Source organism: Roseovarius aquimarinus (assembly GCF_043661195.1).
GTDB lineage: Bacteria > Pseudomonadota > Alphaproteobacteria > Rhodobacterales > Rhodobacteraceae > Roseovarius > Roseovarius aquimarinus.
Genome location: NZ_JBIHMM010000001.1, coordinates 533476 through 558550, shown reverse-complemented (window position 1 = coordinate 558550; position 25075 = coordinate 533476). Strand labels below are relative to the sequence as shown.

At 66.9% G+C, this 25075-nt stretch carries 26 protein-coding genes; 14 read left to right on the top strand and 12 right to left on the bottom strand.

Going from position 1 to position 25075, the window contains the following annotated elements:
* Window positions 1-138 precede the first annotated feature (138 nt).
* Together ACGRVM_RS02710 and tgt are read right to left on the bottom strand one after the other, a co-directional pair.
* Window positions 139-1233 (bottom strand): alkene reductase, encoded by a 1095-nt coding sequence (locus ACGRVM_RS02710; protein ID WP_377168951.1) that lies wholly within the window; start codon window positions 1231-1233, stop codon window positions 139-141.
* A 117-nt stretch (window positions 1234-1350) separates the two neighbouring features.
* Window positions 1351-2481 carry a tRNA guanosine(34) transglycosylase Tgt gene (tgt, locus tag ACGRVM_RS02705; RefSeq protein ID WP_377168953.1) on the bottom strand — a complete coding sequence of 377 codons (1131 nt, stop codon included), beginning with the start codon at window positions 2479-2481 and terminating at the stop codon, window positions 1351-1353.
* 98 nt (window positions 2482-2579) lie between these two features.
* Between tgt and ACGRVM_RS02700 the strand changes: the two genes are divergently transcribed.
* From ACGRVM_RS02700 to tpiA, 7 genes are all read left to right on the top strand, one after another.
* Window positions 2580-3470 carry an SPFH domain-containing protein gene (locus tag ACGRVM_RS02700; RefSeq protein WP_377168955.1) on the top strand — a complete coding sequence of 297 codons (891 nt, stop codon included), beginning with the start codon at window positions 2580-2582 and terminating at the stop codon, window positions 3468-3470.
* Window positions 3467-3763 carry an NfeD family protein gene (locus tag ACGRVM_RS02695; RefSeq protein ID WP_377168957.1) on the top strand — a complete coding sequence of 99 codons (297 nt, stop codon included), beginning with the start codon at window positions 3467-3469 and terminating at the stop codon, window positions 3761-3763. The genes ACGRVM_RS02700 and ACGRVM_RS02695 overlap by 4 nt, the downstream gene beginning before the upstream one ends.
* A 138-nt stretch (window positions 3764-3901) precedes the next feature.
* The gene (rimK, locus tag ACGRVM_RS02690; protein ID WP_377168959.1) at window positions 3902-5302 is read left to right on the top strand and encodes a 30S ribosomal protein S6--L-glutamate ligase; all 1401 of its coding nucleotides are present in this window, start codon (window positions 3902-3904) and stop codon (window positions 5300-5302) included.
* A 96-nt stretch (window positions 5303-5398) separates the two neighbouring features.
* A complete protein-coding gene (locus ACGRVM_RS02685; RefSeq protein ID WP_377168961.1) occupies window positions 5399-5761 on the top strand; it encodes an SUF system Fe-S cluster assembly protein in 363 nt (120 codons plus the stop codon).
* Between the two features lie 62 nt (window positions 5762-5823).
* Window positions 5824-6189 (top strand): HesB/IscA family protein, encoded by a 366-nt coding sequence (locus ACGRVM_RS02680; RefSeq protein WP_377168963.1) that lies wholly within the window; start codon window positions 5824-5826, stop codon window positions 6187-6189.
* Complete coding sequence (locus ACGRVM_RS02675; protein ID WP_377168965.1) at window positions 6186-6515, top strand: TfoX/Sxy family protein; 330 nt, start codon at window positions 6186-6188, stop codon at window positions 6513-6515. The genes ACGRVM_RS02680 and ACGRVM_RS02675 overlap by 4 nt, the downstream gene beginning before the upstream one ends.
* Window positions 6516-6526: 11 nt before the next feature.
* Complete coding sequence (gene tpiA / locus ACGRVM_RS02670) at window positions 6527-7288, top strand: triose-phosphate isomerase (protein ID WP_377168967.1); 762 nt, start codon at window positions 6527-6529, stop codon at window positions 7286-7288.
* Here tpiA and ACGRVM_RS02665 read toward each other — a convergent pair.
* Window positions 7283-7744, bottom strand: a complete 462-nt coding sequence (locus ACGRVM_RS02665; RefSeq protein ID WP_377168969.1) for an Lrp/AsnC family transcriptional regulator — start codon at window positions 7742-7744, stop codon at window positions 7283-7285. The two genes, tpiA and ACGRVM_RS02665, sit on opposite strands and share 6 nt — an antisense overlap.
* 140 nt (window positions 7745-7884) lie before the next feature.
* Between ACGRVM_RS02665 and ACGRVM_RS02660 the strand changes: the two genes are divergently transcribed.
* From ACGRVM_RS02660 to ACGRVM_RS02635, 6 genes are all read left to right on the top strand, one after another.
* Window positions 7885-8865, top strand: a complete 981-nt coding sequence (locus ACGRVM_RS02660; RefSeq protein ID WP_377168971.1) for an NAD(P)-dependent oxidoreductase — start codon at window positions 7885-7887, stop codon at window positions 8863-8865.
* Entirely contained in the window at window positions 8865-9167 is a 303-nt protein-coding gene (locus tag ACGRVM_RS02655) for a DUF2849 domain-containing protein (protein WP_377168973.1), read from the top strand. Before ACGRVM_RS02660 ends, ACGRVM_RS02655 begins: the two co-directional genes overlap by 1 nt.
* Window positions 9167-10858, top strand: a complete 1692-nt coding sequence (locus ACGRVM_RS02650) for a nitrite/sulfite reductase (protein WP_377168975.1) — start codon at window positions 9167-9169, stop codon at window positions 10856-10858. Before ACGRVM_RS02655 ends, ACGRVM_RS02650 begins: the two co-directional genes overlap by 1 nt.
* Window positions 10845-11618 (top strand): phosphoadenylyl-sulfate reductase, encoded by a 774-nt coding sequence (locus ACGRVM_RS02645; protein WP_377168977.1) that lies wholly within the window; start codon window positions 10845-10847, stop codon window positions 11616-11618. Before ACGRVM_RS02650 ends, ACGRVM_RS02645 begins: the two co-directional genes overlap by 14 nt.
* On the top strand, window positions 11615-12019 hold the full coding sequence (locus ACGRVM_RS02640) for a DUF934 domain-containing protein (protein WP_377168979.1): 405 nt from the start codon (window positions 11615-11617) through the stop codon (window positions 12017-12019). The genes ACGRVM_RS02645 and ACGRVM_RS02640 overlap by 4 nt, the downstream gene beginning before the upstream one ends.
* A gap of 73 nt (window positions 12020-12092) precedes the next feature.
* Window positions 12093-12956, top strand: a complete 864-nt coding sequence (locus ACGRVM_RS02635) for a ferredoxin--NADP reductase (protein ID WP_377168981.1) — start codon at window positions 12093-12095, stop codon at window positions 12954-12956.
* A gap of 76 nt (window positions 12957-13032) precedes the next feature.
* Here the strand turns inward: ACGRVM_RS02635 and ACGRVM_RS02630 are convergent, their stop codons facing one another.
* Entirely contained in the window at window positions 13033-13848 is an 816-nt protein-coding gene (locus ACGRVM_RS02630; RefSeq protein WP_377168983.1) for a prolipoprotein diacylglyceryl transferase, read from the bottom strand.
* Window positions 13849-14115: 267 nt separating this feature from the next.
* On the opposite strand from ACGRVM_RS02630, the gene infC reads away from it, so the two are divergent.
* Window positions 14116-14610 (top strand): translation initiation factor IF-3, encoded by a 495-nt coding sequence (gene infC / locus ACGRVM_RS02625; protein ID WP_449619161.1) that lies wholly within the window; start codon window positions 14116-14118, stop codon window positions 14608-14610.
* Window positions 14611-14686: 76 nt separating this feature from the next.
* Here the strand turns inward: infC and ACGRVM_RS02620 are convergent, their stop codons facing one another.
* The 8 genes from ACGRVM_RS02620 to ACGRVM_RS02585 all read right to left on the bottom strand — a co-directional run bounded on the left by ACGRVM_RS02620 (window position 14687) and on the right by ACGRVM_RS02585 (window position 24989).
* On the bottom strand, window positions 14687-15472 hold the full coding sequence (locus tag ACGRVM_RS02620; RefSeq protein WP_377168985.1) for an FAD binding domain-containing protein: 786 nt from the start codon (window positions 15470-15472) through the stop codon (window positions 14687-14689).
* An 86-nt stretch (window positions 15473-15558) separates the two neighbouring features.
* Window positions 15559-17940, bottom strand: coding sequence for a xanthine dehydrogenase family protein molybdopterin-binding subunit (locus ACGRVM_RS02615; RefSeq protein ID WP_377168987.1), 2382 nt, complete (start codon window positions 17938-17940; stop codon window positions 15559-15561).
* 38 nt (window positions 17941-17978) lie between these two features.
* On the bottom strand, window positions 17979-18476 hold the full coding sequence (locus tag ACGRVM_RS02610) for a (2Fe-2S)-binding protein (RefSeq protein ID WP_377168989.1): 498 nt from the start codon (window positions 18474-18476) through the stop codon (window positions 17979-17981).
* Between the two features lie 76 nt (window positions 18477-18552).
* A complete protein-coding gene (locus ACGRVM_RS02605; RefSeq protein ID WP_377168991.1) occupies window positions 18553-19548 on the bottom strand; it encodes a molybdopterin-binding protein in 996 nt (331 codons plus the stop codon).
* Window positions 19545-20510, bottom strand: a complete 966-nt coding sequence (locus tag ACGRVM_RS02600) for an XdhC family protein (protein ID WP_377168993.1) — start codon at window positions 20508-20510, stop codon at window positions 19545-19547. The genes ACGRVM_RS02605 and ACGRVM_RS02600 overlap by 4 nt, the downstream gene beginning before the upstream one ends.
* Window positions 20511-20597: 87 nt before the next feature.
* On the bottom strand, window positions 20598-22652 hold the full coding sequence (locus ACGRVM_RS02595; RefSeq protein ID WP_377168995.1) for an OmpA family protein: 2055 nt from the start codon (window positions 22650-22652) through the stop codon (window positions 20598-20600).
* Window positions 22653-22758: 106 nt separating this feature from the next.
* Window positions 22759-24015, bottom strand: coding sequence for a vWA domain-containing protein (locus tag ACGRVM_RS02590; protein ID WP_377168997.1), 1257 nt, complete (start codon window positions 24013-24015; stop codon window positions 22759-22761).
* 59 nt (window positions 24016-24074) lie between these two features.
* Complete coding sequence (locus ACGRVM_RS02585) at window positions 24075-24989, bottom strand: AAA family ATPase (protein ID WP_377168999.1); 915 nt, start codon at window positions 24987-24989, stop codon at window positions 24075-24077.
* Window positions 24990-25075: the final 86 nt, after the last annotated feature.

Genomic DNA, 25075 nt, shown 5'->3' with positions numbered 1-25075 from the left:
GCCGCTTTCAACCTTGCGGGTCAGAATGACGCCGCGGCGCGCGAGGGGCAAGGTCTTCCCCGCGCCGATTTGGTCTAAATTGCGCAAGTCGCCCGAGGTGGAGAGGGCGGCCATGAGCCGCCCTCTCGTTCTCGCCGATCAAGAAACGGTTTCAGGCAGGGCGGGGTAATCGGTATAGCCTTCGCGTCCGCCGCCATAGAACGTGTCCTTGTCGGGGGCGTTCAGCGGAGCGTTCTGCCGCAGCCTTTCGGGCAGGTCGGGATTGGCGATGAAGGGCACGCCGAAGGCGACCATATCGGCCTTGCCGGTCTCGACGGCTTCGATGGCCATCGCGCGATCATAGCCGTTATTGCCCATGTAGACGCCATTGAAAAGCTTGCGAAGCGCGGCGAGGCTCTGGCCTTCGTCCAGCTCGCGCGGCCCGCCGGTCGCCCCTTCGATCATGTGCAGGTAGGCAAGGCCGAAGCGATTGAGCTTCGGGATGAGGTATTCCGCTGTCTCCTGCGCATGCGCGTCCTCGATGCCATTGGCGGGCGAGAAAGGCGACAGGCGCAGGCCGGTGCGATCGCCGCCCCAAACCTCGGTCACGGCGTCCAGAACCTCGAGCAGAAGGCGTGCACGGTTCTCGGGACTGCCACCATAGGCATCCGTCCGGTGGTTGCTTCCGGTCTTCAGGAACTGGTCCAGCAGATAGCCATTGGCGCCATGCACCTCGACCCCGTCGAACCCGGCCTTCTTGGCCATTTTGGCCGCGTGGACGTAATCGGCGACGACGCGTGGCATTTCGTCCAGCCCCAGAGCGCGGGGCGTCGACGTGTCGACGAAGCCATCGGCGGTAAAGGTCTGCACGCCTGCCGAAATGGCCGAGGGCGCGACGGGCTGCCCGCCGCCCGGCTGCAGCGAGGTATGGCTGACGCGCCCCACATGCCACAGCTGTATCACGATGGTGCCACCCGTTTCGTGCACGGCGTCGGTGACGCGCTTCCACGCGGCGACCTGTCCCTCGGTGTGAATGCCGGGGGTCTGGAAATACCCCTTGCCTTCGGGGCTGATCTGCGTGGCCTCGGTGATGATGATGCCGGCGCCCGCACGCTGGCGGTAATAGTCGACATGCATGTCTCCCACTTCGCCGGTGTCGTTGTCGGCCCGGTTCCGGGTCAGTGGCGCCATCACCACGCGGTTCTTCGCGTGGAGCGCGCCGGCGTCGATGGGGGTGAAGAGTGTCTCGGTCATTGCGAATGCCTTTCGGAAATGCTGCTGCGTGGACTGACAGGTAAGAACGCGCTGCGCTGCAGCAAGGCACGACTGCATCAGTTTTCGTGATGATCTGAAAGCCTGGCTTACAGGTTGTCAGAGAGGCTCGATATCGCCTTCGGCGCGGAGGCTGTGAAACTCACGTTGCCACGCATCGAACGTGCCTTCCGCGATCGCGCCACGCATCCCGGCCATGATCTCTTGGTAGTAATGCAGGTTATGCCAGGTCAGCAGCATCCCCGAGATCATCTCCTGCGCGCGGAAGACGTGATGCAGGTAGGCGCGGCTGTAGTTCCGGCAGGCGGGGCATGTGCAGTCTTCATCCAGCGGGCGCGGATCGTCCGCGTGGCGTGCGTTCTTGATATTGACCTGCCCCCTCCGCGTCCAGGCCTGCCCGGTGCGGCCCGAGCGCGAGGGCAGCACGCAATCCATCATGTCGACGCCGCGCGCGACCGCGCCGACGATATCGTCGGGCTTGCCCACGCCCATCAGGTAACGCGGCTTGTCCTCGGGCAGCATGCCGGGCGCGTAGTCCAGAACGCCGAACATGGCCTCCTGCCCCTCGCCCACGGCAAGCCCGCCGATGGCGTAGCCGTCAAAACCGATATCGACGAGTTTACCGGCGCTTATGGCGCGAAGCTCGCGCGTCACGCCGCCCTGCATGATCCCGAAGAGCGCGTGGCCCGGCCGCTCGCCGAAGGCGTCCTTGGAGCGGCGCGCCCACCGCATCGAGAGTTCCATGCTCTCGGCCACGGCCTTGTCCGTCGCGGGCAAGGCGGGGCATTCGTCGAAACACATCACGATATCGCTGCCCAGAAGGCGCTGGATCTCCATCGAGCGCTCGGGGGTCAGCATGTGTTTCGAGCCATCGATATGGCTGCGGAAGGCGACACCCTCCTCGGTCAGCTTGCGTAGATCGGCAAGGCTCATCACCTGAAAGCCGCCGCTATCCGTCAGGATCGGCCCCTGCCAGTTCATGAAGTCGTGCAGTCCCCCGAGGCGCGCGATCCGTTCCGCCGTGGGGCGGAGCATGAGGTGATAGGTGTTGCCCAGAAGGATGTCGGCGCCCGTCGCCGCAACGCTTTCGGGCATCATCGCCTTGACGGTCGCCGCCGTGCCCACGGGCATGAAGGCGGGCGTGCGGATGTCGCCGCGCGGCGTTGTGATGCGCCCGGTGCGCGCCTGCCCGTCCGTCGCCGCCAGCTCGAATTCGATCCGCTTCGTCATGGCCCATGCCCTCAATTCGCTTTTGCGGCTGCATAAAGCGCATTAGGCTGCTTTGCAAAAGGCATAGCGGCCCGCCGCATCATTTCAGGACCGGATACATGACAGAAGACGCGCTCGTGGACATATTGTCGTCCAACATCCTTCTCATCCTTCTGGCGATCCTCGTGATCGTCACGATCTTCGGCGCGATCAAGATCGTCCCGCAATCCGAGCAGCATGTGGTCGAGCGCTTCGGGCGGCTTCATTCGGTGCTGGCGCCGGGCATCAACATGATCGTGCCCTTTCTTGATAAGGTGGCGCATCGCATCTCGATCCTCGAGCGCCAATTGCCCACGGCGAGCCAGGATGCGATCACCAAGGACAACGTCCTGGTGCAGGTCGACAGCTCGGTCTTCTACCGGATCGTCCAGCCCGAGAAGACGGTCTACCGCATCCGCGACGTGGACGGCGCCATCGCCACGACCGTGGCCGGGATCGTGCGCGCCGAGATGGGCAAGATGGACCTCGACGAGGTGCAATCGAACCGCGCCCAGCTGATCGAGACGATCAAGAATTCGGTCGAGGACGCCGTGGACAATTGGGGGATCGAGGTGACGCGGGCCGAGATCCTCGACGTCAATCTCGACCAGGCGACGCGCGACGCCATGCTTCAGCAGCTCAACGCCGAGCGCGAGCGCCGCGCGCAGGTGACGCGGGCCGAGGGCGCCAAGCGCGCGGTAGAACTCAATGCCGATGCCGAGCTCTACGCCGCCGAGCAGATCGCCAAGGCGCGCCGCATCGCCGCCGATGCCGAGGCCTATGCCACCTCCGTCGTCGCCCGGGCCATCGCCGATAACGGCCTCGAGGCCGCGCAATATCAGGTGGCGCTGAAACAGGTGGAGGCGCTCAACGCGCTGGGCGCGAGCCCCTCCTCCTCGACGATCCTCGTGCCGGCAAACGCGCTCGAAGCCTTCGGCAACGCCTTCTCGATGTTGCGGGGCAAGTCATGATCGAACTGGCCGAAACCCTTCCCCTCTGGCAACTCTGGTGGGTCTGGCTCGCGGGGGCGATGCTGCTCGCCATGCTGGAACTGGCGCTGCCGGGCTTCATGGCGCTGGGCTTCGCCATCGGCGCGGCACTCGTCGGGATCCTTCTGGCGCTCGCGCCGCCGGCCCTCGGTCTTTCGGCCCTCGTGGCGCTTTGGGCGGTGCTCTCGCTCATCGCATGGGCCGTGCTGCGCCGCGTTTTCCGCTTTCGCACCGGGCAGGTGCGGCGGGTGCGGGACGACATCAACCGGCACTGAGGGGCGTCCCAAGGCACCGCCGCTTCCGCGTGACCTGACGGCAGGCTGATTTGCAGGCGTCACACATGGGCTTTACGCTGACGCGAATCGCGATAGATAAGCGCGCCTTACGCCAGCCCATCGAAAGGATGCTCGCCGATGCCCTCTTCCGCGCCGCCAGAACCGCTGCAATTCGGGTGGGAGGAATGGGTCGGCCTGCCCAAGCTGGGGGTGCCCGCCCTCCGCGCGAAGGTCGATACCGGCGCACGCACCTCCGCGCTCCATGCCTTCGACATCGAGACCTTCGGCCCCGCCACGCGTCCCAAGGTGCGGTTCACCCTGCACCCCATTCCGGGCCGCGACGATCTGGTCATCCCCTGCTCGGCCGTCATCATCGACCGGCGCGACGTCACCTCCTCGAACGGCGAGAGCGAGTCTCGCTATGTCATCGAAACGCCCCTGTCGGTCAATGGCGATATCTGGCCCATCGAGATCACGCTGACCAACCGCCACGGCATGGCCAGCCGGATGCTGCTGGGCCGGCAGGCGCTGAAGGATCACATCTCGATCGTGGCGACCGACCGGTTTCTGCAGCCGGAACTCAGCTATGACGTCTACACGAGCGCCAAGATGCGCACGGAGGCGCCCGACCGCGCGCTCCGCATCGCCGTGCTGAGCCGCGAGGACAATTACAGCACCCGGCGCCTCGTCGAGGAAGGCGAGAAGCGCGGCCATACCGTCGAAGTCGTCAACACCACACGCTGCTACATGGCGATCAACGCGATGGCGCCCGAGGTGCATTACGACGGCAAGCGCCTGCCGCGCTTCGACGCCGTGATCCCGCGTATCGGCGCCTCGATCACGCCCTACGGCGCCGCGATCCTGCGCCAGTTCGAGACGATCGGCACCTATTGCGTCAACGGCAGCGCGGGCATCACCGCGAGCCGCGACAAGCTGCACGCGCATCAGATCATGGCCCGCGCCAAGATCGGCATGCCGAACACCGCCTTCGCCGCCAGCCCGCGCGATACCGGCAACATCATCGGCCTCGTCGGCACCGCGCCGCTGATCGTCAAGCTGCTCGAGTCGACACAAGGCAAGGGCGTCGTTCTGGCCGAGACGCGCAAGGCGGCGGAATCGGTCATCGACGCCTTCCGGGGCCTCAAGGCCAACTTCCTCGTTCAGGATTTCGTCAAGGAGGCCGCGGGCGAGGATATCCGCTGCCTCGTGATCGGCGGCAAGGTCGTCGCCTCGATGAAGCGCACCGGGGCCGAGGGCGATTTCCGCTCGAACCTGCACCGGGGCGGCAGCGCGCAATCGGTGCGCATCACCAAGGAAGAGCGGGACACCGCCCTGCGCGCCGCGCGGGCCTTCAATCTCAACATGGCGGGCGTCGATCTCTTGCGCGCCGAGAAAGGGCCGAAGGTGCTCGAGGTCAATTCCTCGCCGGGTTTCGAGGGGATCGAGGGCTCGACCGGCAAGAACATCGTCGGCAAGCTCTACGAGACGATCGAGGCGCGGGTGCGCCCCACCCCGATCCGCAAGCGCAAGGGCGTCTGAGGGCTCCGGGCGGCGGCATCCCCCGAGGTCGCCCGCACTGGACGCGGGCGACCGCAATCCCTATATATTCAGTCAGGCAAAGATGCAGGACAAGACATGAGTGAAAATCCCCAGCCCTTCGAGGGTATCCCCCTCATCGCGCCCTCCTCGACCTCGCATCCCAAATACGAGGAGATCGTCGAGGCGTGCCGTTCGGTCTTCGATCCGGAGATCCCGGTCAACATCTACGATCTGGGCCTCATCTACACGATCGACATCGACGAGGAGAATGCGGTCAAGGTCATCATGACCCTCACCGCGCCCGGTTGCCCCGTCGCGGGCGAGATGCCCGGCTGGGTCGCCGATGCGATCGAGCCGCTCGATGGGATCAAGCAGGTGGATGTGAGCCTCGTCTGGGAGCCGCCCTGGGGCATGGACATGATGAGCGACGAGGCCCGGCTCGAGCTGGGCTTCATGTAACGGGCAGGATCGACACCGGGGGCGCCCGCCCCCGCGCCACGCAAGAGGCAGAGGACCCGCAGATGTTTGGAATACCCGGAAAACAGGCCGTCACGATCACCGACCGCGCCGCGGCGCAGATCGCGCGCCTCATGGCGAAGGACGGCCATCAGGGCCTGCGCATCGGCGTCAAGAAGGGCGGCTGCGCGGGCATGGAATATACGATGGATTACGTGACCGAGGTGGACCCGCATGACGAGGTGGTCGAGACCGCCGGCGCGCGCGTGATGATCGCGCCCATGGCGCAGATGTTCCTCTTCGGCACCGAGATCGACTACGAGGTCAGCTTGCTCGAGTCGGGGTTCCGTTTCAACAACCCCAACGTGACCGAAGCGTGCGGATGCGGCGAGTCGATCAAGTTCGACGAGAAGCTCAGCCAGAACGGGTGAGCGTCAGCGCGCCCGACATCGCCTTCGCGCGCGAGCTTTTCTCGGCGCTGGGCGAGATTACGCATCGCAGGATGATGGGCGGCGCCACGCTTTATTGCGATGGAGCCATTTTCGCGTGTCTCGATAGCCAAGGGCGTATCTATCTGCGCGCGTCCGGTGACCTCGCGCGGCGCATGGCCGCCGAGGGTGCCGCGCAATTCAGCTATGATCGCAAATCCGATGGCAAGACACTCACGATGGGATACTGGACGCTGCCGAGCGCCGCTCTTGACGATCCGGACGCCGCTTGCGATTGGGCTGGGCAAGCGTTGAGCGAAGGTGGCTGAGGGGGACGGACATGCGGCGGAAACTGGCGGCGGGCAATTGGAAGATGAACGGCGACGCGGCGTCGCTCGACATGCTGGACGCCTTGGCCGAGGGGCACCCGGGCGGCCTCGTCGATCTGCTGATCTGCCCGCCTTTCACGCTCCTCGGCGCCGCTGCCACGCGGGCTGATGCGTCCCTCATCGCCATTGGCGGGCAGGATTGCCACGCGGCCCCTTCCGGCGCGCATACCGGCGACATTTCGGCCGCGATGCTGAAGGATGCAGGCGCGCGCGCGGTCATCCTCGGCCATTCGGAGCGCCGCAGCGATCATGGCGAGACGAACGACATGGTCCGCGCCAAGGCGCACGCCGCCATCGGCGCGGGCCTCACCGCCATCATCTGCGTCGGCGAAAGCCTTGCCGAGCGCGAGGCCGGCGCCACGCTCGAAGTGATCGGCGCGCAGCTCGCCGCCTCGCTCCCCGACGGCGCGACGGGCGGGAACACCGTCGTCGCCTACGAGCCCTGCTGGGCCATCGGCACGGGCCTCACCCCCTCGACCGGGCAGATCGGCGAGGTGCATGACTTCATCCGCATGCAGCTCGAGCAGCGCCTCGGCGAAGAAACGGGCGGCGCGGTGCGGTTGCTTTACGGCGGCTCCGTCAAGGGCGCCAACGCCGCCGAGATCTTCGCAGTGCGGAATGTCGACGGCGCGCTCGTCGGTGGCGCGAGCCTCAAGGCCGAAGATTTCTCGGCGATCGTCAAGGCCTTGGAGGCCGAAGCTAAAGCGTCATAGCGGCAGGATCGTGGTCGATTTGATCTCTTCCATCGAGAGCAAGGCGGTCACGTTATGCACCCTCACTTCTGAAATGAGCGCCTGATAGAACGTGTCGTAGGCGCGGGCATTCTTCACGCGCACCTTGAGGATGTAGTCGATATCCCCCGCGAGCCGGTGCGCTTCCTGCACCTCGGGACGGCCTTTCAGAGCCTTGAGGAAGGATTGCTGCCACGCCGCGTCATGCTCGGATGTGCGGATCAGCACGAAGAAGCAGGCTTCGAACCCCAGCGCCTCGGCATCCAACAGATAGGTCTGGTGCTTGATGACGCCCGCTTCGCGCATCTTGCGAATCCGGTTCCAGACCGGCGTCTTGGAGCTGCCGACCGATTTCGCGATATCGTCGAGCGACTGACCCCCATCGGTTTGCAATTCCCCGAGGATCTTCCGATCCAGATCGTCCAGACGAACAGCCATTCCGCATTTCTCCGTTCCTTGGAATTTTGCCACCGAAGCGAATGCTAAATGGAACGAACGTCCTTATTCACCCGCCCCCATGGCGCCTTACTGGGAATATTTTCTATATATGAGGGCAAGTCAAACGGAATGGACGGCACGTGAGACATTTTCCGATCTTCATCGCACTGGAGGGGCGCCGCGTGGTGCTGTCGGGCGGCGGCGACGCCGCGCTGGCCAAGCTGCGCCTGCTGATGAAGACCGAGGCGCACCTGACCGTCTTCGCCGAGGCGCCCGCCCCCGAGATCGAGGCGTGGGCCGCCGAAAGCAAGCTCGCCCTGCGCCGCCGCCCAATGGGTCCGGGCGACGCGCTCTGCGCCGCGCTCTTCTACGCCGCCGATGAGGATGACGGGCTCGATGCGCACAACGTCGCGTTGGCCCGCGCCGACGGGGCGCTTACGAACATCGTCGACAATCTCGAAGACAGCCAGTTCATCACGCCCGCCATCGTCGACCGCGATCCGGTGACCGTCGCCATCGGCACCGAAGGGACGGCGCCGGTTCTGGCGCGCGCCATCAAGGCCGATATCGAGGCGATGCTTCCCGCCGCGCTCGGCCCCCTCGCCCGCGCTGCCCGTGCGTTTCGCGCTGCCGCCGAGGCGCTGCCGATGGGCCGTGCGCGCCGCGCCTTCTGGAGCGCCTTCTTCTTCCGCAGCGGTCCCGAGGCGCTCGAACGCGGCGAGGATTTGGCCGCAGTGCTGGACGCCCAGCTTGCCCGCCATCTGGGGCAGCGCGGCGAGCCGGGGCGCATCACCTTCGCGGTCGTGGCAAGCTACGATCCTGAGCTTTTGCCCCACAAAACGCGCCGCGTACTGCACGAGGCCGATCTGGTGCTCCACGCGGACGCGGTCTCGCCCGCCGTGCTGGAGCTTGCCCGGCGCGAGGCGGTCTTCGGCCCCCTGCCGGGCAGCGCCGCGACGCTCATCGACGCGGCCGAGGCGGGCACGCATGTGATGTGCCTCATGCCCTCCGCGCCGGACGCGCGGCTCGTCGCCGCCTGCCATGCCGCGGGCCTGCCCCCGCAGATCATTCCGGGCATCGCGCCCCTGACCAATCTTGTCCCGCTCGAGGAGACCGCCTGATGCCCCGTGAGTTCACCCCCAAGGTCGTGACCGCCAACGCGCTGCTGGAGGGCGATGTCGTCTACCTGACCGAGGCCGATACCTGGACGCGCCATCTGTCCGAGGCCGAAGTGCTGACCGACGAGGCCGATGCGGACTTGCGCCTTCTGGGCGCGCAGGGCCGCGCCGCCGAAGTCGTCGGCGCCTATCTCGCTGATGTCGCCCCGAGCGAGGCCGGCCCGCAGCCGACGCATTTCCGCGAGGAATTCCGGCGCACCGGGCCGTCCAACTATTTCCACGGCAAGCAAGCTGAGGCGCAGTGATGTACACCTATTCCGAATTCGACGCGGCCTTCGTGGCCGAGCGCAACCGCCAGTTTCGCGCGCAAGTCGCGCGGCGCATCGACGGCTCGCTGACCGAGGACGAGTTCAAGCCGTTTCGCCTGATGAACGGTCTTTACCTGCAACTGCATGCCTACATGCTGCGCGTCGCCATTCCCTACGGCACGCTGAGCAGCCGCCAGATGCGCCAGCTTGCGATGATCGCCGAGCGTTGGGACAAGGGCTATGGCCATTTCACGACGCGCCAGAACATCCAGTATAACTGGCCTAAGCTGAAGGACGTGCCGGATATCCTCGACGCGCTCGGCGAGGTGCAGATGCACGCGATCCAGACGAGCGGAAACACGATCCGCAACGTGACGGCGGACCATTTCGCGGGCGCCGCCGCCGACGAGGTCGCCGATCCGCGCCCCATCGCCGAGCTGATCCGCCAATGGTCGACCGACCATCCCGAATTCCAGTTCCTGCCGCGCAAGTTCAAGGTCGCCGTCACCGGCAGTCCGATGGACCGGGCGGTGACGCTCGCCCATGATATCGGCCTGCGCATCGTGAGGCGCGGGTCGGATATCGGCTATCAGGTGCTGGTCGGCGGCGGTCTGGGCCGCACGCCGATGATCGGCAAGGTGCTGCACGACTTTTTGCCCGAAGAAGACCTGCTGCCCTATCTCGAGGCGGTGGTGAGCGTCTGGAACACGATCGGGCGGCGCGACAACAAGTACAAGGCGCGCATCAAGATCACCGTCCACGAGCACGGTATCGACGATATCCGCGCCCGTGTGGAAGAGCGCTATGCGCTGATCCGCCCGCAGTTCAGCGGCGTGGACCAGCAGCTTCTGGGCGCGATCCGCGCGCAATTCGCGCCGCCCGCCTTCCGCGAGGGCGGCACCGAAGCCTATGACGCGGCCCGCGCCGCCGATCCGGTCTTTCGCGCCTGGGCCGACACGAATCTCGCGGCCCACCGCGCGCCTGGCTATGCCATCGTCTCGATCAGCCTCAAGGCGCATGGCGAGACGCCGGGCGACGCCACGTCCGAGCAGATGCGCGTCATGGCCGATCTCGCCGAGCGCTACGGCCATGACGAGCTGCGCATCAGCCACGAGCAGAACGTGATCCTCCCGCATGTCCATCGTTCGGACCTGCCGGCGATCCATGCGGCCTTGCGCGAGGTGGGACTCGCCACGGCGAATATCGGCCTCATCTCGGACATCATCGCCTGCCCCGGCATGGATTATTGCGCCCTCGCGACCGCCCGCTCGATCCCCATCGCGCAGGAGATCGCCACCCGCTTCGGCGCGCTCAAGCTCGAGCATGAGATCGGCCAGATGAAGATCAAGATTTCGGGCTGCATCAACGCCTGCGGGCATCACCATGTCGGCCATATCGGCATCCTCGGCCTCGACCGTGCGGGCGTCGAGAATTACCAGATCACCATCGGCGGGGATGGCGGAACGGATGCGCGCCTCGGCGATCGCACCGGGCCGGGCTTCTCGGCGGACGAGATCGTGCCCGCGATCGAGGCGATCATGCTGGCCTATCTCGAACATCGCAGCGAGCCGTCCGAGACCTTCCTTCAGACCTATCGCCGCCTCGGGATGGAGCCTTTCAAGGCCGCGCTCTACGGCGACGCGGATGCCAAGCCGCGCAGGAAGGCCGAGGCCAATGTCCCGGCATGAGACGCCCATCACCGCGCTTCAGGCGCGCGCGGATGCGCTGAACGAGGCGTACCGCCATCACTCGGCGATCGCCGTGCTCGCGCGCGCGCTTCATGATCCCGATGTGGGGCAATTGGCGCTGGTTTCGTCCTTCGGGGCGGAATCGGTCGTGCTGTTGCACATGGTGGCCTTGGCGCGGCGCGAGACGCCGGTGATCTTCCTCGAGACGGGCATGCTCTTCGCCGAGACGCTGGTCTATCAGCAGGAGCTGGCCGAGCGGCTGGGCCTCAAGGACATGCGCCTCATCCGGCCCGATCCCGAGGAGCTGAAGGCACGCGATCCCGCCGCGATGCTGAACCAGAGCGATCCCGACGCCTGCTGCGCGCTGCGCAAGACCGTGCCCCTCGCCCGCGCGCTCGAGGGTTTCGACGGCTGGATCACCGGGCGCAAACGCTATCAGGGCGCGGCGCGCGCGGATCTCGAATTCTTCGAGGTCGAGGCCCCGAACGGGCAGCACGAGGGCCGGCTCAAGGTCAATCCGCTCGCCCATTGGCAGCCCGGCGATGCGCGCACCTATATCGAGGAAAACCGCCTGCCGCGCCATCCGCTGGTCGCGCAGGGCTATCCGTCCATCGGCTGCATGCCCTGCACCTCGCCCGTCGCCGCGGGCGAGGACGAACGCGCGGGCCGCTGGAAGGGCCAGGACAAGACGGAATGCGGGATACATCTCGTGGACGGCAAATTCATCAGACAAGGCAGCACCCTAGGAGAAGACGCATGAGCGTGATCGTGACCGACGCGGGCTTCGGCCCCGATGACTGGACCTTGCCCATCGTGGCGCTCGAGGATGCGCGCGACGGCGTGGGCATCAATCTCGCCTCCAGCGTGGACCCTGCCGAACTGGCGGGGCGCCTGCCCGAGATCGCGATGATCCGCGTCGATTTTCCCAGCTCCGCCGACGGGCGCGGCTTTTCCATCGCGCGCCAGTTGCGTCTCATGGGCTACAAGGGCCGGCTGCGCGCGCGCGGGCATGTGCTGGCCGATCAATACGCGATGGCGCGCCGCTGCGGTTTCGACGAGGTCGAAATCGACGAGGCGCTGGCCGCACGTCAGCCCGAGGATCAGTGGCTTTTCCGCGCCGATTGGCGCGCGCATGACTATCAGGCGCGGCTGCGCGGCTGAACGCCGCCTTTAATTGATCCATTTCAAGGACTATAGGAAGGGCGCCGGTGCAAGGCAGCGGTGGGAAGACCATATGAACGAGATGAGCAACGTGACCGATACCGCCACACAGCAGACCCCGAAGCGCGCCGCGCCAACCCTGCCCGATGCGCAGACCGTCACGCAGGTCACGCATTGGACCGACAGGCTCTTTTCCTTCCGCGTGACGCGCCCGGCCTCGCTTCGTTTCCGCTCGGGCGAGTTCGTGATGATCGGCCTCATGGGCGATCCCGACCCCGAGACGGGCAAGCAGAAGCCGCTTTTGCGCGCCTATTCCATCGCCTCGCCCTCCTGGGACGACGAGCTCGAATTCTACTCGATCAAGGTCGAGGACGGCCCGCTCACGTCGAAATTGCAGCATATCCAGCCCGGAGACGAGATCATCCTGCGCCCCAAGCCCGTAGGCACGCTGGTGCATGACGCGCTTCTGCCCGGCAAGCGGCTCTGGCTCTTCGCCACCGGGACGGGCTTCGCACCCTTCGCCTCGCTCTTGCGCGATCCGCAGACCTACGAGGATTACGACGAGGTGATCGTCACCCATACCTGCCGCACGGTGGGCGAGCTCGAATACGGCGCGCAACTGATCGAAGACGTGCGCGGCAACGAAATGCTCGAAGAGCTGATCGGCGAGGGTTTCGCGGCCAAGCTGCGCTATTACCCCACGACCACGCGCGAGGAGAGCCCCAAGATGGGCCGGATCACCGATCTCATGCGCTCGGGCGAGGTCTATGCCGATCTCGGCGTGCCGCCCCTCGCCCCGGAGACCGACCGCGCGATGATCTGCGGCAATCTCGCGTTCAACCTCGATCTGAAAGCGCTGCTCGAGGAATACGGGCTGCGCGAGGGCGCGAATTCGGCGCCCCGCGAATATGTGGTGGAAAAGGCGTTCCTCGACTGAGCACCGCCCACCGCCAATGAAAAAGCCCGCGCCGGTGATCCTCCGGCGCGGGCATCGTCTTTGATCGGGCTGACCGTCACTCGAGAACGGCGGCGCGGATCTGCTCGAGCATCGCGTTCAGAAGGTCCGGGTTCTGCTCGACCTTCTCGAGCTGGGTCTTGAGCAGCATTTTCTGCGTGTCGTTCACATCCGAATTCTCGATGAGCTCGATGGCCCGCTCCATGTCGAAATTCTCGGCGGTGAGTGCGGCAGGCACATCGCCCGCGGCGGCGCTCTCCGCGTCGCTGCCCGCGGCTTCCGTCTCGGGCGCCGCGCTGTCGTTGACGGCGTCGGTCAGGCCTTCGTCGGATGTTGCGGCTGCATCGCCCGTCGCGGCATCGGTGGCCGCCTCGGTCTCGGGCGCTTCGCTGTTGTCGACGACATCGCTCACCGCTTCGTCGCTGACGGTGCTCTCGCCCGCTTCGGCATCCGCGCCTTCCACGGCCTCGCTGCCCTCTTGCGACATGTCCTCGACGGCGTTCTCGATCCCGGCAGCGGCGTCACTGACGGCGTTCCCAACGGCGTCCGCCGCCTCGGTCGCGGCGCCTTCGACGGCATTCGCCGCATCGCCTGCGGCGTCGAGCGCCTCGTCAGAGGCGGTATCGAGCGCATCGCCCGTCGCGTCAGCGGCCTCCTGCGTCTCGGTGGCCGCCTCGTTCGCCGCGTCCTCGGTGCTTTCGGCTGCCGTGTCCGCGGTTTCCTCGACGCTCTCCTCGGTCGTCTCGATCTCCGCCGGCGTGTCTATCGCCTGCTCGGCATCCTCGACCATGTCGCGCGGCGTATCGCCGGTGACGAGCATGTAGCCGCCGAACAGAATGATGACGGCCAGCACAATCCATACAAGGTTCTTCATTGCAATACCCCTAATTCAAATGACAGCGGGCCGGTGCCCGCCAGACGGGCCGATCCGGTGTCGGTCCTCGTGGTTCATGCATCCAGAACCCGCCGGACGCAAGTTGAGTTCCCTCCGCAGCCGCCCCCAAGGCCCATTTTGCGCCTTGAAACCCGTCATTTGCATGGCTACCTTGCCACTCCATACCTTTCCAACAACCATCGAAGGATCAAAGCCATAGCCCGCAGACCGCATAACGCGCCGCCCACGCGCGATACTGGCCCCCGCGTGAACGAACGCATCCGTGACGCCGAAATCAGACTGATCGGGGCCGATGGCGAAAATGTCGGTATCGTTTCGGGCGCCCGCGCCCTCGAAATGGCCGAGGAGGCCGGGCTGGATCTGGTCGAGATTTCGCCGAACGCCAAGCCGCCTGTCTGCAAGATCATGGATTTCGGCAAGTACAAGTACGAGACGCAAAAGCGCGAGGCCGAAGCGCGCAAGAAGCAGAAGATCATCGAGGTGAAGGAGGTGAAATTCCGCCCCAACACCGACACGCATGACTACGACGTCAAGATGCGTAACGTCTTCAAGTTTCTCGAGAACGGCGACAAGGTGAAGATCACCCTGCGCTTCCGGGGCCGCGAGATGGCCCACCAGGATCTGGGCCGCACCCTGCTCGAGCGCGTGGCCGCCGATGTCGAAGGCACCGGCAAGGTCGAGAACATGCCCAAGATGGAAGGCCGCCAGATGATCATGATCATCGGCCCCATCGCCCGCTGAATAGTAATCGACGCTGAATGACATACGGCCCGGAGATCCTCCGGGCCGTTTTCGTTTTCGCCGACTGTGAGTAAGCTCAGGCGGCCGCCTTGACAGCGCGCCGCGTCATGACCCCGACGAGATGCGCGCGATATTCGGGCGTGCCATGCAGATCGCCCATCATGCCCTCGGCGGAGGCGCTCAGCCCCTCGAGCGCGCTCGCATCGAAATTCTTAGACAGCGCCTCCTCGGCCTCGGTCCAGCGGAACACACCGCTCTCCGACGCGCCGGTGATCGCGACGCGCACGCCATCCTCGAACTTCGCCACGAAGGCCCCGACCAGCGCGAAGCGCGAGGCGGGCTGCTCGAACTTGGCGTAGGCGGATCTTTCGGGCAGCGCAAAACGCACCTGGGTGATGATCTCGCCCTCATCGAGCGCCGTTTCGAACATGCCGAGGAAATAGTCATCCGCCGCGATCTCGCGCCGGTCCGTCTCGATGATCGCGCCGGCGCCGAGCGCCGCGGCGGGATAGCAGGCCGATGGATCGTTATTAGCGAGACTTCCGCCGATCGTGCCGCGATTGCGCACCGCCGGATCCCCGATATGGGAGGCGAGCGACGAAAGGCCCGAAAATCCCTCGGCCGCCGCGACCTCGGCATGGGTGGTCGAGGCTCCGACACACATGCGGCCCTTGTCGTCCATGCAGATGCCCCGCATCTCGGGAATGCCCGCAAGGCTCACCAGGACCGACGGCATGGCGAGCCGCTGCTTGAGCGTCGGAATGAGGGTCTGCCCCCCGCCCAGCGGCTGCGCCTCCTCGGTCTTCAGCGCCGCCACCGCCTCGGCGATGCTCCCCGGCCGCTCGATCTCGAATGCATACATCGTGCTGTCTCCCTCTTTCGCGGCAAGTCTTTCTGCTTGCCTCAAATATCCCGGGGTCCGGGGCGGAGCCCCGAACGCCTTCCGTTTCAGCCTTGCTGCATCGCCGCCCAGACGCGGCTCGGCGTCACGGGCATGTCGACATGATCCACCTTGTGCCCGCCCGATTGCAGGGCATCGACGACCGCGTTGATGACGGTCGGCGTCGAGCCGATGGCCCCCGCCTCGCCACAGCCCTTCACCCCGAGCGGGTTATGGGTGCAGGGTGTGCCGTTCGAATGGTCGATGGAAAAGAACGGCACGTCGTCGGCGCGCGGCATGCAGTAATCCATGTAGCTGGCCGACAGGAGCTGCCCGTCCGCGTCATAGCTGCAATTCTCCATCAGCGCCTGCCCGATGCCCTGCGTGAGGCCGCCATGCACCTGCCCGTCCACGATCATCGGGTTCACGATATTGCCGAAATCGTCGGCGGTGGTGAATTTCTCGATCGTGACCTTGCCGGTTTCGGGATCGACCTCGACCTCGCAGGCATAGGCGCCGGCAGGATAGGTGAAGTTGTTGGGATCGTAGAAGGCCGTCTCCTCAAGCCCCGGCTCCACCTCGTCGAGCGGGTAGTTATGCGGCACATAGGCCGCTAGCGTGACGTCCCCCCAGGCGAGCGACTTGTCGGTGCCCGCGACGGTGAACTTGCCGTCCTTCAGCTCGATATCGCCGTCCGAGGCCTCCATAATATGCGCCGCGATCTTCTTGGCCTTGGCGATGATCTTCTCGGTCGCACGCACCATCGCGCTGCCGCCCACGGCGATAGAGCGCGAGCCGTAGGTACCCATGCCCATCGGCGTGTTGGCCGTGTCGCCGTGCTCGATCTCGATCATGGCGGGATCGATGCCGATCATGTCGGCCACGACCTGCGGGAAGACCGTCTCGTGGCCCTGCCCGTGGCTGTGGCTGCCGGTCATCACGGTGATGCCGCCCGTTGCGTTCACGCGCACCGTCGCGCTCTCGTAAAGGCCCGCGCGAGCGCCGAGTTGCCCGACGAGGTTCGAGGGCGCGATGCCGCAAGCCTCGATGAAGCAGTTGATGCCGAGGCCGCGAAGTTTGCCGTTCTTCTCGCTCTCCTTGCGGCGCGCCTCGAAGCCGCCGAAATCGGCGCGCGCTTCAAGTTTGTCCATCAAGCGATTGAAATCGCCCGAATCGTACTCGACCGCAACGGGTGTCTGATAGGGAAACTCGGTAACGAAATTCTGGCGGCGTAGCGCGATGGGATCGACGCCCAATTCGCGCGCCGCCTTGTCGATGACGCGCTCGAGCTGGTAGGTCGCCTCCGGGCGGCCCGCTCCGCGGTAAGCGTCGACCGGCACGGTGTTGGTGAAGACCGCGCGCACGTTCACATAGACGAGCGGCGTCTTGTAATTGCCCGCCATCAACGTGCCGTGCAGCCAGGTCGGGATCGAGGGCGCAAAGGTGCTCAGATACGCGCCCATGTTGGCCAGCGTGCTGGTGCGCACGGCTGTGAAGTTGTTGTCCTTGTCGAGCGCGAGCTCGATCGTGGTGACATGATCGCGCGCCTGCGCATCGCTGAGGAAAGCCTCCGAGCGGGTGCAGGTCCATTTCACGGGCCGGTTCAGGGCCTTGGCGGCGAAAGTGCAGAGCGCTTCCTCGGCGTAGTGGTAGATCTTGGAGCCGAAACCGCCGCCCACGTCGGGCGCGACGACGCGCAGCTTGTGTTCGGGAATGTTCAGAACGAAAGCGCCCATCAGAAGCCGGATCACATGCGGGTTCTGCGAGGTCGTGTAGAGCGTCGAGTCGCCCGAGGCGCGGTTGTAATCGCCGATGGCGACACGCGGCTCCATCGCGTTCGGCACGAGGCGGTTGTTGACCAGCTCGACCTTGGTGACATGCGCGGCGTTCTTGATCGCCTCATCCACCGCCTGCTTGTTCTCCTCGACGAAACCCCAGTCAAAACAAAGGTTACTGGAGAGCTCTTCATGTACTTTCGTCGCACCCTCCTCGAGCGCCTTGGCCATATCCACGACGGCGGGCAGCTCCTCGAGATCGACGACGATCGCCTCTGCGGCATCGCGGGCCTGCTCGCGCGTCTCGGCGACGATGGCGGCGATGGGATCGCCCACATGGCGCACATGGGTTTCGGCCAGCACCGGATGGCGCGGCTCCTGCATCGGGTTGCCGAAGCGGTCCGTCACCTGCCAGCCGCAGGGGATTGAGCCGAGCGCCTTGAAATCCTCGCCGGTAAAGATCCGCACGACGCCCGGCATCTTCTCGGCCTCGCTCAGATCGAGACCGTTCAGCTTGCCATGCGCCACATCCGAGCGCAGGAAATGCACATAGGCCTGTCCGCGCAGGTTGATGTCGTCGGTGTAGTTGCCGGTGCCCGACAGGAAGCGGATGTCCTCGCGCCGCTTCGGGCTGGCGCCGATTCCGCCATGATCGGGTGCATTGTCCTTGGGCATGTCGTGTCTCCCTGGGTTGGCGATGAGCTCTGGCAGCGTTACTCGGCGGCGATCTTGCTTCCGAGGCCGCTGACGTCCTGCCCGCTCGCGGCGAGGATCGCCTTGACGATGTTGTGATAGCCGGTGCAGCGGCAGATATTTCCGCTCAGGTAGCTGCGCACCTCGGCCTCGGTCGGCTTGGGGTTCTCCTTGAGGAGCGCCGCCGCGCTCATCACCATGCCGGGCGTGCAGAAACCGCATTGCAGGCCGTGATGATCCTGAAACGCCTGCTGGATGGTGTTGAGCGTGCCATCGGGCGCCGCCTGCCCTTCGATCGTGTCGATCTCGGCCCCGTCGGCCTCGGCGGCGAACATCGTGCAGGCCTTCACCGCCTTGCCGTTCACATGGACGACGCAGGCGCCGCACTGGCTGGTGTCGCAGCCGACATGCGTGCCGGTCAGTCCCAAAGTCTCGCGTAGGAAATCGACAAGCAGCGTGCGGCCCTCGACGGTGCCGCTCGCGGTCTTGCCATTCACGGTCATGCTGACCTGTGACATGGGCGCCCTCCCTATGAGCTATCTTTGTCGTTGCCTCAGAGTTAAGCACGGCAATCGGCAGTTGAGAAGCCTGAATCTAGGGCGATTTCTTGCCGCGGCGCGGCATCGGGCGGCTGGGAATTTCCTTGAGAAGCCCGCCCACGCCCATGCGCGCGATATCGCCCGATCCCACCTCGATCCCGCAGGCGATCCGGGCCAGCACCCAATCCGCGCCATTGAGGCTGGGCGCGCGGGCGCAGCCCGGCAGGCCGATGACGGGGCGCGGCCCCAGATCGCCCAGAAAGAGCAGGTTGCCCGGATCGACCGGCATGCCGAAGCGCGTGACGCTGCCGCCCGCCGCACGGAGCGCCTCGGGGCCCGTATCATGGGCATCCGATGTGGCGCTGGCCGTCAGGATCAGCACGATCTCGCCCGTCGCGCGGCCGAGCGCCTCGGCGAGCGGCAGGGTCTCGTGCGGGACGTGGATGACCTCGGCAAGCTCCATCTCGAGCGCCTCGAGCCGCGCGGCGATGGCGTCCCGCCCCTTGTCGCCCGGCCCGGCGGCGGTTTCGGTCACGATCAGCGTCGCGCTCCGGCGCTGCGGTGCGGCGAGGCGCAGCGCGCCGCGCGATATGTCGCAGGCCCGCGTCAGTGCCGCACCGTCCACCGCGTAGGAGATGATCTTGACCGTGGCGACCATGCCGCCCCGCCCCATCTGCGCCAATTGCGGCACCGTGGCGACGGTGATCATCGGATCGACCGTGTTGGCCGCGTCGATGGCGGCGGCGTCGATCCGCACCACGCCCGGCCCTTCGGCGATCAGGTTGACGCGCCCCGTGCCGGGAGCGCTGAGCCGGATGCCCTCCGCGCCCTCGGCGAGCGCGCGCGCCAGCGCCTCTGCCGCCGCATCCTCTCCGATATCCTCGGGGCCGAGCCGGGCGACCGTCACCTCGTTCAGCCCGGCCTCCGCCAGTTGGGCGACATGCCCGGCATCGAGGCAAAGCCCCTTGCGCAGCCGCCCGCCCGGCACCGCCTCAGAATGGGCGAGGATCGCGCCCTCCGCCTCGGCCAGGGGCACCGGGCCGAATTTCATGCGCCGCGCCTCAGCACCTGCGTCATCTGCGCGAGGATGGAGACGGCGATCTCCGCCGGGCCGGCCGCGCCGATATCGAGGCCGATGGGGCCGTGAATGCGCGCGCATTCCGCTTCGGTGAAGCCCGCCGCGCGCATCCGCTCGAGCCGCTTGGCGTGGGTGCGCGTCGATCCTAGGGCGCCGATATAGAATACGCCCGAGCGCAGCGCCTCGTTCAGGGCCGGATCGTCGAGTTTGGGATCATGCGTGAGCAGCACCAGCGCGGTGCGCGTATCGAGCCCGAGGGCCCGCACCGCATCGTCGGGCCAATCCTCCATGAGCCGAGTGCCCGGAAACCGCGCCTCGCTGGCGAAGGCGGCACGCGGGTCGATCACGGTGGGATCATAGCCCGCGATGCGCGCCATCGGCACCAGCGCCTGCGCGATATGCACCGCGCCCACGACGATGAGCCGCAAGGGCGGGTTGTGAACGGCGACGAAATCGCCGCTCTCCTCGTCGAAGCCCGAACGATCGGCGCGGAACCGCTCCTCGAAGCCCCTGGTCTCGAGCCGGGGCGCGCCGCGTTCCGGGGTGATCAGCGCAGCGGGTCGCCGCGCCTCCCGCGCGGCCACGAGATCGGCCAGAACCGCCTCGGGGAGCGCGCCGCCCATGGGCTGCACGAGAATTCGGATCGTGCCGCCGCAGGCGAGGCCCACCGCGAAGGCATCGCCATCGGCCACCCCGTATTCGAGATGCCGCGCCTCGCCGTCCCCGATCGCCTCGAGCGCCTCGGCCACCACCGCGCCTTCGACGCAGCCGCCCGAAACCGAGCCCGCCATGTCGCCCGCGCCCGAAATCGCGAGCATCGCGCCCACGCGGCGCGGCGCGCTGCCCCATGTCTGCGTGACCGTCGCCAGCGCCGCGCCTTTACCGTCGCGGTGCCAGTCCAGCGCGATGCGCGGAATATCGTCAGCGTCCTGCATGAAAAAGCCCTCCGCCCGCAGTATGGGGCGAAGGGCCGGTCGCTTCAATCACATCTCGTGGGCGCTGTCCGAGCTGTGCGGGGCGACCTAGCGGCCCCCGCGCAGCAGCGGCGTGATGTTGCGCACGGCGCCGCGGCGATTGGCGCGGATGTCGCCCTGCTGGCGGATGCGCAGATCGGACTCGCCATAGCCCTGCACGATCATGTTCGAAGGCGGCACGTCGAAATACTCGGTCAGCGCGAGCGCCACCGATTCGGCGCGGCGATCCGACAGGGCGAGGTTGTAGCTCGCATCGCCCACCGTGTCGGTATGCCCTTCGATCAGGAAGACCTGGCTCGGGTCCTCTTCGATCGCGGCGGCCATCGTGCGGCCGAGATCGGCCAGATCCTGCGCCTCCTGGGCCTCGATCACCGCCGAGCCGGTCTTGAAGTTGATCGCGTCGAGCGCGATCACCGGCACCAGCTTGCGCACCGCGTCGATGCGGCGGATCTGGTTCAGCGAATAGGTCCGGTCGGTCTGAACGCCATTGGCGGCGTTTAGCGCGGTGCGCAGCTCGTCCACGTCCGACGCGCTGTAATCGTAATCCGCCGCGCGGGCCGACTGCGCGCGTTCCAGCTCGGTCACATCGACGCGGGCGAAACTGCGCGTGTCGTCGAAGAGCTGCACCCGCTCGCCATTCGGCAGGATACGCGTGCGGCGGAGCACCCGCCCATCGGCGGCGCGGATCGTGACTGTCTGGCTACCGTCACCCGCAGTCACGGATGTGCGGGTCGAGCCGTCCGAGAAGGTCTCGGTCTGCACATCGTTGCCCGGGCGGCGCAACAGTGTGTCGTCATCCTTGATGATGCGATAGCCGCCCGACGGCTCCTGCACGACGACCCGGTCGCCGGTATTCGACACAACGCGGCCGCCGCCGTCGAGCATGCGGCCGATGGCATAGGCCCCAAGGCCCGCCGCCGCCGCGACGCCGAGATTTTTCAGAAGCTGGTTGTCGTCATCGTCGTCTGCCACGGTCGGCGCGGCCTGCGCCGCAGGAGCGGCCTGCCCGCTCGCCGTGGTCGCGAACTCCTCGTTGGAGGCGCGCGCATCCGCCTCGGTGACGGTCGTGTCCTGCGTCTCGATCACCTCGGCATCTTCCGACGCCGCCGCCGCCGAGGCCGCAGCCTCGTCCGCCTGCTGCGCCGCCGCGGCCTGCGCCTCGGCGCTGATTTCGGGCAGGGTTTCCGGCTGATTCTCGGGCTGGGCATCCGGCGCCGCGTTCTCCGCCGACTGGCTGCGCTCGGTCTCGCCGATCGTTTCGGCCTGAACCTCCTCTGCGGTCTGCTCGGCCTCCTCCGCGGCATCTTCCGCCGCCTGCTGCGCTGCTTCCGCCTCTGCGGCAGCCTCGGCTTCGGCCTGCCGTGCGGCCTCGGCTTCCGCAGCCGCATTCGCTTCGGCTTTTGCCTGCGCCGCCTCCTCGGCCTGCTGGATCGCCTCCGCTTCGGCGGCAGCCTCCTCGGCCTGCTGGGCCGCCTCGGCTTCCGCCTCTGCGGCGGCTTCAGCTTCCGCCGCCGCCTCCTGCTCGGCCTGCCGTTCGGCCTCCGCTTGAGCCGCGGCTTCCGCTTCGCCCGCCGCCTGCGCTTCTTCTTCCGCTTGACGCTGCGCCGCAGCCTCGGCCTCGGCTTGCTGCGCGGCTTCCGCTTCGGCCTGTGCCTCGGCTTCGGCGGCCGCCCGGGCGTTTTCTTCCGCCTGCCGCTGCGCTTCGGCTTCCGCAGCCGCCTGCGCCTCTTCTTGCGCCTGCTGCTGCGACGCTGCTTCGGCTTCTGCGGCGGCTTCCGCTTCCGCTTGAGCCTCCGCTTCCGCCTGTGCCTGCGCCTCTTCGGCGGCTTCGGCTTCGGCTTCCGCCTGAGCTTGCGCGGCCTCGGCAGCCGCATCCGCGCCGCCTTGCTCGGCCGATCCTGCCGCGCCGCCGTCGCCGATGATGTTCTCCATCATCTCCTCGGCGGCGGGGTTGGTCTCGCTCTGGGCAAGGCGCATCTCGGCCCCGGCCCCCTCGGGCATGGTGCGCAGCGTCGTGGGTGCCGAGGCGGCGAGCGGCAGGGGCGCCGCCGCGTTGAGAACAAGGGCGATGGCGGTCGTCGAGGTCAGCCAGTGGCGATGCATGGAGCTCTCCTGAGTGTCGTTACGCAAGATGTCTTCCGCCCGGGTGAGGCGTGCAAGACACGTTGCCGTGGAACGCCCCGGAGAGCGGATGCGTTCCGTTTGCCGCTCAGCGCATCCGCATGAGGCGCGCCTTTTCGCCGACGAGGCCCGGCGCCGCGAGCGTGTCCGCCAGATCGCCCAAGGTGGCGACCGAATGGCAGGGCAGGACCGCATCGACATGCGGCAGCATCGCGGCGATCCCCTGTGCTTTCGGCGCGAATCCGTCCCAGCGCAACAACGGGTTGAGCCACACGAGCCGCCGCGCGGTCAGCCCGAGGCGCTGGACTTCGGCCCCCAGAACCTCCGGCGCGCCGCGATCGAGCCCGTCGGTGATGAGCAGCACCAGCGCGCCCTGCCCCAGCACCCGGCGTGACCAGTCGCGGTTGAACGCGCGCAGGCAATCGCCGATCCGCGTGCCGCCCTCCCAATCCTGCACCTCGCGCCCCGCCGCCGCGAGCGCCGCGTCCACGTCGCGCGTGGCCAGATGCCGCGTCACGTTGCTCAGCCGCGTGCCGAAGGTGAAGGCATGCACCCGGCCCCAGCCCGTCTCGCCGCGCCGGTTGGCGACGGCATGGACGAAATGCAAGACCATGCGGCTATATTGGCTCATCGATCCGGAAATATCGCAAAGCACCACCAGATCGGGCGCCCGCACGCGCGGCGCGCGCTGCGCGATCTGCATCACCTCGCCGCCATGGCGCATGGCCAGGCGCATGGTGCGCGCGGCGTCCAGAACGCGCCCCCGCGCATCGGCCTTCAGGCGGCGCGAGGGCATGGGCGGCACCGGAAGGCGCAGCCGCGCCAGCATGCGCTGCGCCTCGGCGATCTCGGCCATCCCCATCTGCTCGAAATCGAGATTGCGCAGGCGCTCGCGGGCGGAATGCGTGGCGCTCGCGTCGATCTCGAGCAGCGCGTCCTCGTCTTTCGGCTCGGGGATGTCGCGCTCGGGCGCCTCGGCCCCGTCGAGAAGCGCCTCGGCGGCGCGCTTCTCGGCCGCCTGGGCGGCGCGGTCCTCGTTCAGACCGCGCATCGTGGGGATGAGAAGCCCCATCATATGCTCGAGAAACCGCGGATCGCGCCAATAGAGGCGGAAGATCTGGCCGAAGACGGCGCGATGCTCGGGGCGCGTCACGCAGGCGGCGTGGAGCGTCCAGTAGAAATCGCGCTTCGAGGTGAAGCCGGCGGCGCCCACCGCGCGCACGGCGTCGAGGATGCGCCCCGTGCCCACGGGCATCCCGGCCCGGCGCAGCGCCCGCGCGAAATGCACAATGTTGAGCGCGAGGCGCGGCGTTTCGGGAATGGCGAGATCCGGGTATTCGGGCATGGTGCGGCGCCGGGGGTGCTACCCCCGGACCCCCGGAGTATTTTTGCCAAGATGAAGCCTCATGCCGGGGCCAGCGCCGCGCGCGCCTCGCTGAGGATGCGGCTCGCCTCGCTGTTGTTCAGCCGCGCGATATCGTCCTGGTATTTCAGGAGCGCCCCCAGCGTGTCGGCGATCACCTGCGGGCTGAGCGCGACCGCATCGAGCGCCAGAAGGCACTTGGCCCAGTCGATCGTCTCGGCGACGCCGGGCTTCTTGAAAAGATCCTCCGTGCGCAGGCTCTGCACGAAGGCGACCACCTCGCGGCTCAGCTTTTGCGGCAGGTCCGGCACGCGCGCGGCGAGGATTTCGGCCTCGCGCTCGAAATCGGGGTAATCCACCCAGGCATAGAGGCAGCGCCGCTTGAGCGCGTCATGCACCTCGCGCGTCCGATTCGACGTCAGGATGACGATGGGCGGCACCGCGGCCTTGATCGTGCCGAGTTCGGGCAAGGTCACCTGATAGTCGCCGAGCGCCTCGAGCAAAAACGCCTCGAAGGGCGCATCGGTGCGGTCGAGCTCGTCGATCAGCAGAACCGGCGCGCCGCCCGGCTGGGGGCGCATCGCCTTCAGGAGCGGGCGCTCGATCAGGAAGTCCTCGGTGAAGAGACGGTCCTTCAGCGCGCCCGCATCCTCGCCGCGCTCCTTGTCGAGCTCGGCGGCGCGCAGGGCGATCATCTGCGCCGCGAAATTCCACTCGGCCACGGCGCTCGAGGCGTCGAGCCCCTCGTAGCATTGCAGGCGGATGAGACTGCGCCCCAGCGCGGCGGCGATGGCCTTGGCGATCTCGGTCTTGCCGGTGCCGGGCTCGCCCTCGAGAAAGAGCGGCCGCCCGAGGCGCAGCGAGAGGAAAAGCGCGGTCGAAAGTGCGCGCCCGCAGACATATCCTTCGGCCGCGAGGAGGCGCTCGACATCCTCGATCGTCTTCACATCGTCCATCGGCACCCTGCCCCGCATTTCAATCGATACACGTCATGGTGGCGCGCGCGGTCCGGCCTGTCCAGCAAACCCCACGGATTTTTCAA